Source organism: Streptomyces tricolor (assembly GCF_002155905.1).
Taxonomy (GTDB): Bacteria; Actinomycetota; Actinomycetes; order Streptomycetales; family Streptomycetaceae; genus Streptomyces; species Streptomyces tricolor.
Map to the genome: position 1 here is coordinate 15,578 of NZ_MUMF01000269.1, position 15,471 is coordinate 31,048.

The 15,471-nt window shown below is 72.0% G+C and carries 13 protein-coding genes; 3 read left to right on the forward strand and 10 right to left on the reverse strand.

All coding sequences use genetic code 11. The features are described from left to right. Positions 1-10: 10 nt before the first annotated feature. The 7 genes from CCN44_RS19985 to CCN44_RS20015 all read right to left on the reverse strand — a co-directional run bounded on the left by CCN44_RS19985 (position 11) and on the right by CCN44_RS20015 (position 7,713). A complete protein-coding gene (locus CCN44_RS19985; RefSeq protein ID WP_086698466.1) occupies positions 11-1,426 on the reverse strand; it encodes a hypothetical protein in 1,416 nt (471 codons plus the stop codon). Between the two features lie 99 nt (positions 1,427-1,525). After that, entirely contained in the window at positions 1,526-2,797 is a 1,272-nt protein-coding gene (locus tag CCN44_RS19990; protein WP_237480854.1) for an MFS transporter, read from the reverse strand. A 98-nt stretch (positions 2,798-2,895) separates the two neighbouring features. Then, positions 2,896-4,092 (reverse strand): acetylornithine deacetylase, encoded by a 1,197-nt coding sequence (gene argE / locus CCN44_RS19995; RefSeq protein WP_059253999.1) that lies wholly within the window; start codon positions 4,090-4,092, stop codon positions 2,896-2,898. Positions 4,093-4,218: 126 nt separating this feature from the next. Beyond that, the gene (locus CCN44_RS20000) at positions 4,219-5,145 is read right to left on the reverse strand and encodes a TauD/TfdA dioxygenase family protein (RefSeq protein WP_059254002.1); all 927 of its coding nucleotides are present in this window, start codon (positions 5,143-5,145) and stop codon (positions 4,219-4,221) included. A gap of 59 nt (positions 5,146-5,204) precedes the next feature. Then, complete coding sequence (locus tag CCN44_RS20005; RefSeq protein WP_059254003.1) at positions 5,205-5,678, reverse strand: GNAT family N-acetyltransferase; 474 nt, start codon at positions 5,676-5,678, stop codon at positions 5,205-5,207. Positions 5,679-5,726: 48 nt separating this feature from the next. Next, positions 5,727-6,659 carry a phytanoyl-CoA dioxygenase family protein gene (locus CCN44_RS20010; protein ID WP_059254006.1) on the reverse strand — a complete coding sequence of 311 codons (933 nt, stop codon included), beginning with the start codon at positions 6,657-6,659 and terminating at the stop codon, positions 5,727-5,729. Between the two features lie 91 nt (positions 6,660-6,750). After that, positions 6,751-7,713 (reverse strand): ParB/RepB/Spo0J family partition protein, encoded by a 963-nt coding sequence (locus CCN44_RS20015; protein ID WP_237480852.1) that lies wholly within the window; start codon positions 7,711-7,713, stop codon positions 6,751-6,753. Between the two features lie 494 nt (positions 7,714-8,207). On the opposite strand from CCN44_RS20015, the gene CCN44_RS20020 reads away from it, so the two are divergent. Further along, positions 8,208-8,948 carry a VOC family protein gene (locus tag CCN44_RS20020; protein ID WP_086698468.1) on the forward strand — a complete coding sequence of 247 codons (741 nt, stop codon included), beginning with the start codon at positions 8,208-8,210 and terminating at the stop codon, positions 8,946-8,948. 550 nt (positions 8,949-9,498) lie between these two features. Here CCN44_RS20020 and CCN44_RS20025 read toward each other — a convergent pair. Beyond that, positions 9,499-10,371, reverse strand: coding sequence for a helix-turn-helix domain-containing protein (locus tag CCN44_RS20025; RefSeq protein WP_208639802.1), 873 nt, complete (start codon positions 10,369-10,371; stop codon positions 9,499-9,501). Between the two features lie 94 nt (positions 10,372-10,465). Between CCN44_RS20025 and CCN44_RS20030 the strand changes: the two genes are divergently transcribed. Beyond that, the gene (locus CCN44_RS20030; protein ID WP_079081226.1) at positions 10,466-11,905 is read left to right on the forward strand and encodes an amidase; all 1,440 of its coding nucleotides are present in this window, start codon (positions 10,466-10,468) and stop codon (positions 11,903-11,905) included. 306 nt (positions 11,906-12,211) lie between these two features. Here the strand turns inward: CCN44_RS20030 and CCN44_RS20035 are convergent, their stop codons facing one another. Together CCN44_RS20035 and CCN44_RS20040 are read right to left on the reverse strand one after the other, a co-directional pair. After that, entirely contained in the window at positions 12,212-13,489 is a 1,278-nt protein-coding gene (locus CCN44_RS20035) for a glycoside hydrolase family 6 protein (RefSeq protein ID WP_086698469.1), read from the reverse strand. Positions 13,490-13,579: 90 nt separating this feature from the next. Next, positions 13,580-14,545 carry a glycoside hydrolase family 6 protein gene (locus CCN44_RS20040; RefSeq protein WP_059254014.1) on the reverse strand — a complete coding sequence of 322 codons (966 nt, stop codon included), beginning with the start codon at positions 14,543-14,545 and terminating at the stop codon, positions 13,580-13,582. Between the two features lie 218 nt (positions 14,546-14,763). Between CCN44_RS20040 and CCN44_RS20045 the strand changes: the two genes are divergently transcribed. Then, a partial coding sequence (locus CCN44_RS20045; RefSeq protein ID WP_167404009.1) for a LacI family DNA-binding transcriptional regulator occupies positions 14,764-15,471 on the forward strand: 708 nt, incomplete at its 3' end.

Here is a 15,471-nt window from a genome sequence, read left to right on the forward strand (position 1 = left end):
GGCTCGTGGGTCAGGCCGGCGCGTCGGTCGCGTCGCCGTCGGTCTCGTAGAAGGAGCAGGCGACCCTGGCCCCACCGGACATGCTCACCACGCCGACCTCGGGGTCGGTGCTGCCGCGGACCAGGCAGCCGTTGTAGCCGTCGCCCCCGGTGACCTGCGGATCGGTGAGGAACACGCCCCAGTTGAGGAAGAGTTCCTGGGTGCCTTGGCCCTCGTCCGCCGGGAAGACCTCCGGCACCGGCCGGATGCGTTCCTGGACGACGTACGGCCCGTCGAGCGCCTCCGTGAGCCGGCTGCGCCACTCCTCCGGGCCGACCGTCCAGCCGGGCACGATGCCGCTGCCGCCGTGCAGCAGGGTCGGCTTGAGGATCAGGTCCTGCTGGTGGGCGACGGCGTGGGCGAGGAGGTCGATCCGCTCGCCCGCGGCGTCCGTCGCCGTGGTGCGCACATGCCGGGTCCACGGCAGGAACCGGTCGATGCAGGCGCGTTCGGCCGGGGAGAACGCGGCGCGGTTGCGGTCGTCGGAGAGCATGGCGAGGGCGCCCTTGTTGCCGTACAGCTCGGCGTCCAGGCGGCTGAACATGCCCACCCGGCCCTCTTCGAAGGCACGCAGCAGCGGCTCGGCCAGCGCCAGGTCGGCGGGGGTGGCGATCTCCTCCACGAGGAAGAAGCGGTACACCACGTCGATGACCCGCCCGTGCGCCTCCAGCCGGCCGTCGCGCTCGGTGACCTGGCCGACATGGCAGGGCACGGCGTCGATGCCCACGGAGTCGAAGAGCGCCGCCATCACCTTCAGCCGGGGCTCGTACGTCGTGAAGCTCTCCGGCCAGTCCACGAGGGCCACCACCGGACGGCGGCCGGAGTCCATGTGGGCGGCGCACTCGGCGTACAGCGTGTCCACGATGCCCTGGAAGGTGTCCACGTGGCCGAGGCCGTGCTCCGCCACGAAGGAGGCGAGCACCGGGTGCTGGAGCATGGCCCGGTTGATGCCGGTGTTCTCGAAGCCGCCGAGGGCGCTGGTGATGTTCAGCTCCAGCAGCTTGAAGCCGTCGGCGCCCCGGTAGAGGTCGGAGCGCGCCAGCGCCATCAGCGGCGGGCCCGCCTTCGCGGCCCGCTGGACCACGTCGGCCTGGGTGTCGGTCATGCCGACCTCCCGGGCCAGGGCACCGGTGTCACCGCCGAACAGCCGGTCCGGGAGCTGGGTGAGCAGCTGGTGGACCTGGTACAGGTCGGCGGCGACGGAGCGGCGCTCGGCGGCGGAGAGAAAGACCGGGGAGGCGAGGAAGCGGCCCTGGTAGGCGACCGTGACGAGATCGTCGGCCACCACCTGCCGGGTCAGTTCGACGGGGTCGACGCCCTGCCGGGCCAGCAGCTCCAGGTACTGCGTGCCGAGACCCGACCGGGGGGCGTGCGGGAGCTGGGTCATGGGTGGTTCTCTTTCGGTCGGTGCGGATGTGTGCGGGGCTGGGCCGTACGGCGGGGCACCGCCGGGGGCGGCTGGACGGCCCTGCGCGGGCCCGCGGGGTCAGGGGGCCTGGACGGTGTCGAACTGCTTGCGGACGCCGAAGGCCAGGCGGAGGGCGACGAGCGCCATCACGCCGACGCCGAGCGCGTACACCGCCGGCGTCCCCTGGCTCTTGGAGACCACTCCGGCCAGCGCCGCCCCGATGGGCAGCGCGCCCCAGGCGAAGAGCCGGTAGATGCTGTTGACCCGGCCCTGAAGGTCCTTCGGGACCAGCGTCTGGCGCAGCACCACGGTCACCACGTTCCACGTCACGGTGGCGCAGGCGCCGAGGGCGAGGGCGAGCCCGACGGCCCAGGCCGAGGGCACCAGCCAGATGACCAGGTTGCTGCAACCGATCGCGGTGACGACGCAGACCAGCGCCCAGCCCTTGCCGATCCGTGCCACCAGCGGGGCCGACAGCCGGGCGGCGGTGACCGCACCGACGGCCTGGCAGGCGACCAGCACGCCGTACCCGAAGTCGGACAGGCCCAGCGTGCGGTGGGCGTGGACGACGAGCACGGCCAGCGCGCCGGTGTACACGACGTTGATGGCTCCGGCGGTCAGCGACAGGCTGCGCAGCAACCGGTGCCGGAACAGCCAGCGCAGCCCGGTCGCCATGTCGGTGAGCAGCCGCGGGCGTTCCTTCACCGCCGGCGTGCTCTCCGACTCGCCCGGCAGCGTCCTCAGCCGGCTCAGCAGAGTGGCGGAGGTGAAGAACGTCGCCGCGTTCACCGCGAACGGCACGGCGGGGGCGAGCACGAAGAGGGACGACCCGATGAGCGGCCCCACGAACTGGCTGCCCACCGTCTCCGAACTCATGATGCGCCCGTTCGCCGTGACGAGGTGCTCCTCGCGGACGACGGACGGCACCAGGATCTGCGCCGCGTTGCGGAAGAAGGTCTCACAGGTGCCGATGAGGAAGAAGCACAGGTACAGCGCCCACAGGTTGCCCAGGCCGAACGCGACCGACAGCACGAACAGGGTGACGAGACAGCCCCGGAACAGGTCGATGTACGTCATCGTCCGGCGCCGGTCGGCCCGGTCGACCAGGACCCCCGCCGGGATCCCGAACAGGGCGTACGGCAGGGTCAGGGCCACGCTCACGCCCGCGATGAGCCGGGGGTCGTCCGTCAGGGTGCTGGCCAGCAGGGGCGCGGCGGCCAGGGACACCCCCTCGCCGATGGCCGAGGCGGCCGAGGCGCCCCACAGTCTGGCGAACTGCCGGCCCAGCCCGGGGCTCCGGGGAGCGGCGTCGACCCCGGGCTCCGTGCTCAGCGATGCGTCGCTCGTCACGTGCTCTCCTTCTGAACCGGGGCTGTCCCGCGTTCCTTCGTGCTGGTGAAGCGATGGCCGGCGCCCGCGGACCGGGTCCCGGCGCCGGCGTCCTGGCGTCAGCCCAGGGGCAGCGACGTCAGGCGGTCCAGGCAGCCGCGCAGCTGGTCGAGGGCGACGAACTCGTCCGCCGTGTGCGCCTCGGTGATGAAGCCGGGACCGCAGACGACGGTGGGGATGCCCGCGTGTCCGCAGATGAGCCCCGCCTCCGTGCCGAACGGGACGTAGCAGGGGTCCTCCGTGGCGCCGAAGGCCTCGCGGACGAAGGTGACGAACGCATGGTCCGGCTCGATCGCGAAGGACGGGGTGTCGGACAGCTGCTCGACGGTGACCTCCGCGACGTCCGACAGGGCCCGCATGCCGTCGCGCAGCGCGCCGGTCGCGTGGCCGTGCAGGTCCGCGGCGATGTCGTCGCAGGCGTGCGCGGGGATGTTCCTGATCTCCAGGTCCACGACGCAGCTCTCGGGGACGATGTTGGGCTTCACGCCGCCGTCGATCCGGCCGATGTTGATCCACGAGTGCCCGATGTCGAACCGGTCGTCGTGGGGGCCCTCGGTGCGGAACTCCTCGTTGCGCGACCCGGCGTGGCCGGCCAGCGCGGCGGCGGCCACGATCGGGTTCGGCAGCTGCGGGGCGAGCGCGGCGTGCCGGGGCTCGCCGGTGAAGGTGATGCGGTGGTTCTGCTTGCCCTTGTGGCCGACGACGACGTCCAGCCCGGTCGGCTCGCCGACGATGCAGCCGGTCACCCGTCCCTGCCAGGTGCGCATTTCCTCGACGAGGTGACGGGCTCCGACGCAGCCGATCTCCTCCTCGTAGGTGAGCATGAGTGTGACGGGCGTGGTGAGCCGCGCGTGGTCCGTCATGGAGAGGATCGCCAGGCAGCAGGCGATGAAGCCCTTCATGTCGGCGGTGCCGCGGCCGATCGCCGCGTCCTGCGTGAGCCGCAGCGTGAAGGGGTCCGCCGACCACGACTGGCCGTCGACCGGGACCACGTCGGTGTGCCCCGACCAGACGACACCGCGCGCGCCGCCGTCGCCGGGACCCGCGGTCGCCACCAGGTTGGCCTTGGTCCTCGCCTCGTTCCAGTGCAGCTCGCTGTCGATGCCGTTGCCGGCCAGCAGCTCCTGGACGTAGTGGATCAGTTCGAGGTTCGACTTGTGGCTGGTGGTGTCGAAGCCCACCAGACGCCCGAGGATGTCGAGCATGTGGGCGTACAGCTCGCTGTCGGAGCAGCGGACGGGGATACCAGAGGACATGATGGCTCGCTGACGGATCGAGGGTGGGCGGTCGGCCGAGGGGCGCGAGCGCCCGGCCGGGGGATGTCTCCGGGCGCTCGCGGGTTCCGGGCCCGGCCTTCCGTCTCCGGTCGGCCGGGCGGGGGATCAGGGCGCGGACGTGGCGGACAGCCTGCTGTGACCGACCTCCGGGAGCGACGGCGTCACCGGCTGACCGGCCGTCGTCAGACGCAGCAGCCGGCGCACGTGCTGCTCGTCCAGGTCCTTCGTCGTCGCCGAGTGCAGGACGCAGCGGTTGTCCCAGACCACGACGTCGAGCGGGCTCCACTTGTGCCGGTAGACGAAGCGATCGCTGGTGATGTGCGCGATCAGCTCCTCGATCAGCGCCGTGCTCTCGTCCTCGGGCATGCCCTCGATGCCGATGACGCTGCCGATCACGCGCGGCTGGATGAACAGGGTCTCCCGGCCGGTGTCCGGGTGCCGGCGCACGAGCGGGTGGGTGATCTCCGGGGTCTTCCTGCGCTCCTCGGGACCGATGTACTTCCAGCGGGCCCACGGGTCCTCGCGGTCCGGCGACCAGCGGTACTGGTGACGCACGCGCAGGGTCCGCAGGTAGGCCTTGCGCTCCTCGGGCAGCGCCGCGAAGGCGGACTCGGCGTCGGCGAACAGGGTGTCGCCGCCGGCCTGCGGGATCTCCAGGCCGTGCAGCATCGTCGCGCTGCCCGGTACGAGCTTGTAGGAGTAGTCGGAGTGCCAGCCCTGGCCGGAGGTCTTCATCTCCTTGTTGCGGCCCGGCTCGTTCTGGTTGGAGAGGTAGGTGAGGGTCGGCTCGTCGGGGTGGCGCAGTTTGAGGACGTGGTGCTCCTCGGGGCGCCCGAAGACGGTGCCGAACTTGGCGAACGTACCCGCCGATATGTCCTGGGCGCGGAAGACCAGAACCTTGTGGTCCAGGTAGGTCTCGAAGATCGCGCGGCCCAGTTCGTCGATCACCTCGGGGGTGAGATCAAGGCCTTTCACCTCGGCGGCGAAGGTCTCTGCGACGCGGTCCGCGACGACCGCAGAATCAGCAGCCACTTTATTTCCTTTTCAGTCCAGCTGTTGTCGATCGGAGGCTGTGTGGGCCTGCAACGCGCTCAGCGGAATTCCCGGCAGAAGAAGACACGGTGCGATCGCTCGTTCTTCTCGGAGTGAGTCAGCTCGTACTGGAGAGCCTGATAGAAGGAGATGTTGTCGGTCATCTCCGCCCGGGTCCACAGCCGTACGCCTTTCAGGCCGGCCGACCGCGCCATGGATTCCACCAGTGCGACGAGCGCCTTGCCTATTCCCTGCCCCTGGCAGGAGGGCCGCACCGCCAGATTGCGCAGGATCAGATAGGGGTCGTCCGGTTCCACCGTCACCATGCCCAGGATCCGGCCGTCGGCTTCGGCGACGTGGGTGCGCCCGGAGGCGGCCACCCGGTCGTAGTCGAGCAGCAGGGGCGCCGGCGGTTCGTCGACCAGGTCGAGGTATTTCCCGTAGGCCTCGCGGGCGATCTCCGCCAGTTCCGTGCTGTCGGCCGCCACGGCCGGGCGCGTCACCGGCCGGGTGCCCTTCGCGTTACTCGCCATGTGTGTCCCGTTCTGAGCGGTTCCCGAGGGAGCCGTCCGGCCTTCGGGTCAGGCGCCCTGCGACGCGTGGCCGAAGCGCAGCGTCCGGGCTTCGCGGCTGCCCTCGAAGTACGAGCCCGCGTACACCTGCTCGCCGTCCTCGGACGCGACCTTCTCGTTGAAGTCGCTGCCGACGTCGTAGTTGAACGTGACCCGCGGGAAGGCCAGCGCCTCGACGCGCTTCTTGTCGTACCGGGCGCCGACCGAGGAGAAGCGCAGCGCGTAGGCGAGCCGGGAGGGGACCGGGCCCTCGCCGAGCTGGACGCTGCGGTGCAGGACGTACTTGTCGAAGATGAGCGCGTCGCCCGGCTCGAAGGAGTCCTCCACCGCGAAGTGGTCCAGCAGCTCCTTCATCTGCGGGGAGTTCAGCAGGCTGTTCTTCAGGACGCTGAAGTCGTCGTACGTCAGCTCCCGGCCCGCGGCGATCTGGGCCTGCATGTACCCCGGCAGCAGGTTGATGTGCTGGTACACGAACTCACCGGACAGCAGCTTCTTCGACACGTACTTCATGCCGCCGCGCTGGCCGCCGGCGTCGATCGGGGTCAGCGGCGTCCAGATGGTGAAGCCCGCGTCCTCGCGGCGCTGGAAGCCGAAGCTCTGGGTGCCGACGTGCCACGGGAAGCCGGTGCTCTTGTTCTTCTCCAGCTCGAATCCCAGGCCCTGGGTGAAGAACAGCGGCTCTCCGATGAGCTTCGCCATGGCGGTGCCGAAGTCCGGGTCGCCCATCGCGGAGAGAATGGTCGCGTCGTCGTTGCCGATGTCGTACTTCAGCTTGCTGAAGCCGGAGCCGTAGTTGTCGGCGGGCGGAGCGATCTCCGCGGTGCTGAGCTTCTTCATGTGCTCGACGAGATCGTCGGAGAAGATTTTGTTCAGCTTCAGGAAGCCGTGCTCCCGGAAGCTCGCTACGTCTTCGTCGCTGATGGAGAATTCAGGGTTGATCATTGGTGTTCCAGGATCCGATCTGCACGCCGAAAATTCGCCATGACCGTAGCAATCATCGTGCTGTCGGGGAAGAGTTCACCGGTGCGGGGCGTCAACCGGTCTTCCGCTGCGCGGCCGTGACGCCGCGTTTCTCCAAATCCTGGGCGAATTCCAACCACTGCGCCGCGTACTGGCGCGCCAGCCGGCCCACGAGGGGTTCGCAATGCTGCGGCACCACGGCACTCAGTTCCTGCCATTCCGCCAGGGCGTTGTATTGCAGAAGGCGCAGCAGACCGCGTCCCTCCTCGCGCAGCCGCAGGGCGGGATCCTTGCTCAGCTTGCCCAGCAGCGATTCCGGGCGGGTGTGGTCCGGGAATTCCCGGACGGGGCTGGGCTGTCCCGGCTCCGGGGCGGACGGCGGGCTGTGGACGGAGGTCAGCCGGGTCGCCTCCGGTTCGGCGGTGCGGGTCGCGTCCGCCCGCACGGACCCGGCCACGGGCGGCTCACCGGCCAGGATGCGTTTGCGTACGTCGCTGGCGGTGGCGGGGGAGATGCCCGCGAGGCGGGCGATCTCGCGCAGCGACGCGTTCGGGTTCTCGGCCATCACCTGGGCCGCCCGCCAGCGGCCCTCCATCACGTTCACCGGCCGGGCCCGGCCGTCCTGGCCGACGCGCTTGTCCAACTGCTGCTCGGCATCGGTTGAACACCGGCGGAGCGCCCCCACGGCCTTCGCGCTCAGCCCCGAGGCGCGGGCGATGGCCCGCGTGGACAGGTGCGGGTGCGAGGCGATGATGCGGGCGGCCGCGGCCCGCCGGTCGGCGAGCGACAGGGGCCGGCCGTGTGTCACGTTGACCTCGACGGCGCGGAGGAAGGCGTCGGCGTCGGAGCCCTCGAAGAACTCGACCCCGATCCGCTCCTGGCCGCGCAGCAGTGCGGCCAGGAGACGGTGCCGGCCGTCGATCACGGTCATGTCGGAGCGCCGGACCAGGATCGGGGGCAGCGGTGTCTCCAGTGCGGCCAGCCGGGCGGCGTACTCCTCGTCCACCCCGTCGAGCCGCGGGGACTCACCGGGCAACAACTCGCGGACCGGAACGGACGCTGCGTCCGCTCCGGCAGCCGTGTGTGCGTCTGCCTCCGCCGGTGCGGAGGCGACAGACGTGCTCCCGGGCCCTTTGGCGTCCGCTTGCTGCATGATTCCCCATTTTTCCCATACGCGTCCGGCGAGAGGAGTGACGGTTTTTGTGTTCGCTGGGTGCCGTTTCGAACCATCACGCCTGTGCGGGACTTCATGGGACCCGCACGCCGCGAAAACGCCTCGGCTTCCGCCGAGGTGACGTCATGATCAAGCTTGGACGGCGATGTTGTCGAGAGAACCCGAGGCGAACACCAGGGTTGCCGGGCACCTGTGTCAAAGCTGTGACCAGCGCAAATGCGGCCGGATGCGGAACTCGGTGTAGCCGACGGGCGGCCCGTCGTCGAAACTCTGAGTGAACTTCCTTGGTCGGCTTCGGAGTTGAGATCCTATGCCGAAACGGAGAGTGACGAAAGCGGGTGCATAGGATCGCCGGCATGGCACTGCGACCTGTGATGGTGAACATAAAGGCCCTCGATGCCCCGGCGGTCGGCCGGTTCTGGGCGGAGGCGCTCGGCTGGCCTGCCTACAGCCCCGGCGTGACCACCTACGTCGCACCCGACGGCGGCCTCGTCTGGCCGCACCCCGCCGCCGTCTGCGTCGACGTCGTCCCCGTCCCGGGACCCAAGACGGCGACGAAGAACCGGATGCACCTCGACCTCGCCACCACCTCCGCGTCCCACCAGGCCGAGCTGGTCGCGCGCCTCACGGCACTCGGCGCGACCCCCGCCCGGGTGGGCCAGGGCGACGTGCCGTGGACGGTCCTCGCCGACCCGGAGGGCAACGAGTTCTGCGTGCTGGAGCCCCGGGAGAGCCACCGGGACACCGGGCCGATCGCCCGGGTGGTGGTCGACTGCGCGGATCCGCGGGCCATGGCCCGGTTCTGGGGCGAGGCGATGGACTGGACTGTGCACGAGGTGACCGACGAGCACGCGGTGCTGCGCTCCGCCAAGGGCGTCGGCACGTACCTCGCGTTCCTCCGCACGCCCGACGTGAAGACCGTGCCGGACCGCGTCCATCTCGACCTGCTGCCGTACCCCGGTGACGACCCGGCGGCGGAGGCGGCCCGGCTGCGGGCCCTCGGCGCCACCGGCCTCGACATCGGCCAGGGCGACGTCCCGTGGACGTGCCTGACCGACCCCGAAGGCCACGAGTTCTGCATCCTCGCCCCGCACTGACCCGAAGCCCTCCGGGCCGGGCCGGGCGCCGGCACCCCGTCCCTCCGGGAAGCCACCGCGTGACACCGGCTCGGTGCGGGTGGCTGCCGGGTCACACCGGCTTGGTGCGGGTGGCTTCCGGGTCACTCCGACTTGGTGCGGGTGGCTGTCGTGTGAGGCCGACTCGCCCCGGGAGATCGCCGGGCCGCACGACGCGGTGCGGGTGGCTGCCGGGTCACACGACTTGGTGCGGGTGGCTGTCGTGTGAGACCGGCTCGCCCCGGGAAGTCGCCGGGCCGCACGACGCGGTGCGGGTGGCTGCCGGGTCACACGGCTCGGTGCGGGTGGCCGCCGTGTGAGACCGACGCGGTCTGGGTGGCTTCCGGGTCACTCCGACTTGGTGCGGGTGGCTGCCGTGTGAGACCGACGCGGTCTGGGTGGCTTCCGGGTCACTCCGACTTGGTGCGGGTGGCTGCCGTGTGAGACCGGCTCGCCCCGGGAGATCGCCGGGCCGCACGACGCGGTGCGGGTGGCTGCCGGGTCACACGGCTCGGTGCGGGAGGCCGCCGCTTCACGCCGGCGCGGTCCGGGTTCCGTCGTCCGACAGGTACGCGGCGGCGGCCCACGCGACGTCGTCGACCGCGAGCCAGGGCGCGCCGCCGACCGCCGTGGGCGTCGCCCCCGTGAAGGCCATGACCTCCCGGTGCAGATGGGACTGGTCGGCGTACCCGGTCTCCGCCGCCACCCGAGCGGCGCTGTGACCGGCCGCCAGGCGGTGGGCCGCGTGGTCGAAACGGACCAGCTGGGCGGCGCGCTTCGGGGTGAGCCCGATCCGGGCCCGGAACCGGGACCACAGACGCTTGCGGCTCCAGCCGACCTCGGCCGCCAGCCGCTCGACCCGCACCCCTCCGCGGCTCGCCACCATCCGCCCCCAGACGAAGGCCACCTCGGGCTCGACGGCCCGTCCCGCCTCGTATCGCCGGACGAGCGCGGCCTCCGCCCTCGCGAACCGTTCCTCCCACGACCCGGCCGCGCGCAGTCGCTCCTGGACGCGCGCGGCGTCGCGGCCCCACAGGTCCTCCAGCGAGACCACCGCGGCCCCCGGCTCCGCGCAGGCGCCCAGCAACGCGTGCGCGACCGGCGGCGACAGCCGCACCTGCAGACACGCGATGTCCCGGCCGCGCCCTCGAACCCCGACGGACCCGAGCCCCACGACGACACCGCCGCTGCGCCGCCGGCCGTCGGCGTCGGCGACGGTGAGCGTCCCCTCGCCGAGGTCGACGGCCACCGTGACAGCCGGGTACGGGACCACGCCGAGGTCGACGAGGCCGGTCGTACGGGCCCGGAACCCGGCCATGCTGACGCCCGGCAGCCGGCCGCGCCGCGACGGGGTGGCGATGTCCCACACCGACGCGGCGTCACGGCTCTGTTCGGCGGATCGCATGCCGTCAAGCTACGGGACATTCGTACAAGACGCGACGGCACGGGCGCGCCGAGACTGACGGCTCCTGCCAGTCCCGTACCGGAAAGGACCGTCTGTGACGCACGCACCGATCGACCCGTTCACGCCGGCCGTCGAACTCGCCGCGGCCATCCGCCGGAAGGAGGTGAGTCCGGTGGAGGTGGCCGACTGCTACCTGGCGCGGATGGACGAGCTGGACCCCCGCCTGAACGCCTTCTGCCACCGGGCCGACGACGACGTCCGCAAGGCCGCGTCCGCCGCGGCCGACGCCGTGGCACGGGCCAAGTCCCCCGAGGACCTCCCGCCGTTCCACGGCGTCCCGCTGCCGGTCAAGGACCTCGTCGACGTCGCCGGGTGGCCCACCACCCATGGGTCGGCCGGTGCCGGGCGGGCACCGGCCGCGGCATCGGACCCGGTGGTACGGCGGTTCGTGGACGCGGGTTTCGTCCTGCTCGGCAAGACCACCACCTCCGAGTTCGGCAGCCTGCCCTTCACCGAGAGCGACGCCCTGGGCGTCTCGCGCAACCCGTGGGACCCGGACCGCACGCCGGGCGGTTCCTCCAGCGGAGCAGGTGTCGCCGTCGCCGCCGGGATGGCGCCCCTCGCGCACGCCGAGGACGGCGGCGGGTCGATACGGATCCCGGCGTCGTGCACCGGCCTCGTCGGCCTCAAACCCACCCGCGGCCTGGTCACCAACGCTGTCGTGGAGGTCGAGGGGCTCGGCACCGGCGGCGTGCTGACCCGCTCGGTGGCGGACACCGCGGCGGCCCTCGACGTGCTGGCGCGCCACGATCCGGGCGCGTGGTGGTCGCCCCCGACGCCGCGTACGTCCTTCGCCGCGGCGCTGGAGACGGAGCTGCCGGCCGGGCTGCGGATCGGTGCGCTCATCGACTCCCCGATCGACGGGATACCCGTCCACCCGGCGTGCGTCGCGGCCGTCGACACCGCTCTCCGGGCGTTCGAGTCGACCGGCGGGCACCTCGTGGACACCCTGTTCCCGCTGCCGCCGGCCGACGAACTGGTCGCCGCGTTCACGACCCTGTGGAACGTCGGCGGCGCCGGCGTCCCGCTCGCGGAGCCGGACCGGATCGAGCCGCACAACCGCGCCCTGCGCGACGCGGCACGGGCGATCGACTCGTGGGCGTACGCGGAAGGGCTGCGCAGGACCCAGGAGTTGTCGCGACGTATCGTCGAAGGCTTCCTCGCCGGCTTCGACCTCCTCGTCACGCCGACGATGGCCTGCCTCCCGCCGCTCGTCGGTGCCTGGCGGGCGGGGACCGACGACGATCCGCTGAGGGCACTGGTGAACAGCTACCCGATGGGGGTGTTCACCTCGGTGTTCAACGTGACCGGCCAGCCGGCGGTCTCCGTCCCCGTCCACCACGACGAGGCCACCGGCCTGCCCGTCGGCGTCCAGCTCGTCGCCGCACCCTGGCGGGAGGACCTCCTGCTCCAGGCGTCCCGCATCCTCGAACTGGCACACCCCTGGACCACCCGCCGCCCGTCGGCCGGCTGAGGCAGCCTTCCCCGGCCGTGGCCGCCGGCCCCCGGTGGACACGCCGGCCATGACCGACTCGGACCCGGCGCAACTCGGCGCGTGCAGGTCGGCGACGACCGGACGGCCGAAGGGCGGGGCCCGCCGCACACCGCCGCAGGTCACCGCCGCCGCGACGGCACACCTGCTCCCCACCCCACGCCGCCACCGCCGCCCCATCCCCGCGGGTGACCGCGTCCGGCCGCGCGTGACCGGGGGGCGCGTGGCCGGACCGCGCCGGCCACTGCCCCTGGCTGGACGACCCGCGTACCGGATCCCCGGCCGGACTCACCGGTTGAACGTCAGGCGCGGTGCCCCATTGCGGGCGAGGGTGTGGGCCTGGTCCGGCCACCATGCGCCGGCGGGCGGGTCGACGATGCCGTACTCGGGGTCGATCGTGCCGCCGGTGTTGCGCGTGCAGCTGTCGTCGGACTCACCGGGGACCTTGATCCACAGAAAGGCGTCGACGAGAGGCACGCCGGTGTCGGCGGTGGGGCGCGGGCCGAGGCCGCGGCCGGGGGCGTTGCACCAGGCCTCCGGGTCCCCGGTGTACTTGCCGGGCTCCGGGGTCCAGGCGCCCAGACCGTTGCGGCTGGTGTCGATCACGAAGTGGCGCAGCTCGTCGGCCGGTGGGGTGCCCGTGTTCTGGTCGAACCAGGCGTCGGTCCACCGCCAGGTGCTGGGGTCGGCGGCCGAGACGGCGTTGCCGGGAGCGCCGTCGTTGGGAGCGGCGGACGAGTAGTACTGGTCGGCGCACCGCTCGGCGTGACCGCGGGCCTCCTCGGGGCCCTCGGTGGCGAACCACATGCACTTCGCGATCCAGGTGCCGTACCTGGCGTTGTGGTCGGTGGGGTGGGTGTTGGACACGTTCAGGGCGAAGCCGTCGCCGTACCGGACCCCGGCGTCCAGCAGCCGCTGTGCCATCTCGCCGACCGGGCGCCACTGGACGTTCCCCGCGTCCAGGTAGACGGTGGTACGCGGCTTGGCCTTCAGAGTCTTCACGGCGTAGGCGAGGTCGGCGATCCGGGCGTCCGTGAGTGCGCCGGTCGGGTCCGCGGCGGGTCCGCAGTCCTCGGGGAGGAGGGCCGTGCCGTCGGGTTCGACGACGACCACCGCCTCGCCGGTGCCGATGCCGGCGGCGAAGGCGTCGATCCACTGCCGGTAGGCGGCGGAGGACGCTGCTCCGCCGCTGGAGTACTGCGTGCAGTCCCGGCCCGGGACGTTGTAGGCGACCAGGACGGGCGTCCGGCCCACGGCCCGGGCCCGGCGGACGAGCGTGCCCACCTTCGCGCGCACCTCGTCGGGCGTGCCCTCGGTGAACCACTCGGCCTGCGGCCAGCTCGCGAGCCGGGCCATGTTCACGCCGTTGTCGATGTCGCCGTTCCGGAAGTCCACGAGGGCCTGCCGCGCGGCCTTGCCGTGCGGATCCACGTAGAACCTCGTGGCCGGCGTGAGCGTGTTCCGCGTGGGGGCGGCCTGCGCCTGTGTCGCGGTGAGAGCGGCAAAGGCGGTGAGGGCCGCGGCGACGGCGGCGGCGGCGCGGCGCCGCGGTCTGCGTGGTTCCATGACTGCTTCCTGGTCGACGAGGTGTTCGGGGCAGACGCCCGCCGCCCGAGCGGGCTGCCGATCGCCGGTACGGGCGGCGGGAGCGTCGGGTCAGTAGCCGTAGATCATCTTGTAGGCGACCTCGGGGAGGAACTGTCCGGCCGTGGAGCCGGCTCCGACGCCGCAGTTGCCGTCCGACTCGCCCGGGGCCTTGATCCACAGGAGCATCTCGGCGCCTCCGCCCGTCCGGGTGGGGGTGCCGATGCGGCGGCCCGCGGGGTTGCACCACTGGCCGTTGGAGCCGTTGCCGTTGCGGCTGGTGTCCACGACGAACGGCTTGGTGTAGCCGTAGCGGGCGCTCAGCTCCCGGTTGACGGCGTTGCCGTAGGCGGTGTTCTCGGCGGTGGTGAAGTAGTTGGAGATGTTCAGCGAGAACCCGTGAGCCTGCCGGAGGCCGGCTTCGTGGAGGCGCCGGGCCATGGTCGCCGCGTCGGCCCAGCCCGGGTTGCCGGCGTCCAGGTAGACCCAGGTGTTGGGGGCCTGGCGGTTGAACTCGGCGAGGGCGCCGGTGAGCATGGCCTCGCGTTCGTCGATCTGCGCCTGGGTCATGCAGCCGTAGTCCCCGAGGGAGTCCGGTTCGAGGACGACGACGGCCGGGCGGCTCGCGATCCCGCCGGCGAACTGGGAGATCCAGCCGGCGTAGGCGGACGGCGAGGAGGCTCCGCCGGCGGAGTGCCCGCCGCAGTAGTCGCGGTTGTAGATGTTGTAGGCGACCAGGATGGGCAGCTTGTCCCGCTGGTCCGCCGCCCCGACGTAGGCACCCGTGGCGGTGCCGATGGTGCCGCTCCAGGAGCCGAACCAGCGGGCCATCGGGGTGTTGGCGAGGGAGGCGTTGATCGCCGCGGCCCGTCCGTCACCGGGGTTGGCGGCCACCCACCGCTTCGCGCTGGAGTCGGGGTCGACGTAGAAGCCACTGGTCATGGTGGTCGGGTCGGCCGCGTGGGCGGACGGCGCGGCGGCGAACGCCAGCGGCAGAGCGCTGAGCGCTGCCACCAGGACGCGGAGTCTGCGGTGCATGACGGTACCTCGGTTTCCTGGTCGGGATCCGCAAGGATGGGAGCGCTCCCACTGGAAGCGGTCCCAATCGTGTGACCGACGGGCTGGACTGTCAATGCCAGTAACGGAATTGGGTGGGAGCGACGTGCTCGGTGGGGGCTCTCCGCGATGCAACTGGAAGCGCTTCCAAGGACATCGACGCCGCTGGGCGCTCCCCGCCTGTGAAAAACTCACGGGTCATGGCAGAAGATGCGCCGCGGCGACAGCCGACGCTCGACGAGGTGGCCGAACGCGCCGGTGTCTCCCGCTCCGTGGCCTCCCGCGCCCTCAACAACGCTCCGCACGTCAGCCGCGCCAAGCGTGAGGCGGTCGAACGGGCCGTCCGGCAACTCGGTTACGTTCCCCATCCCACCGCCCGGGCGCTGGCCACCCGGCAGACCGGAGCGGCCGCCCTGGTCGTCTCGGGCGAGGATCCGTCGATCTTCGCGGATCCGTTCTTCGCCCAGGTGATCGTGGGGGCGTCGGCCGCTCTGGAGGAGGCCGACCTGCATCTGATGCTGTGCCTGGCCGCTTCCGACCGGGGCCGCAAGCGGGTCGGGGAACTCCTGCGGTCCAGGGGCGCGGACGGCGTGATGCTCATGGCGCTGCGCGAGGACGATCCCCTGACCCGCGCGGCCGAGGAGGCGCACATGCCGGTCGTGTTCGGCGGACGCCCGGTCGGTCCGGCTCCCCGGTGGTACGTGGACGTCGACAACGTCGGCGGGGCGCGCGAGGCGACCGAGTACCTGGTCTCGCGCGGCCGGAGGCGTGTGGCCGCGGTCTGCGGGCGTCTGGACACCGAGGTCGGGCGCGCCCGGTACCGCGGCTACCGGGATGCCATGCTGGGCGCCGGTCTCGATCCGTTCCCGCCGCAGGAGGGCGGCTTCACCGAGCCCGGCGGAGCCGCC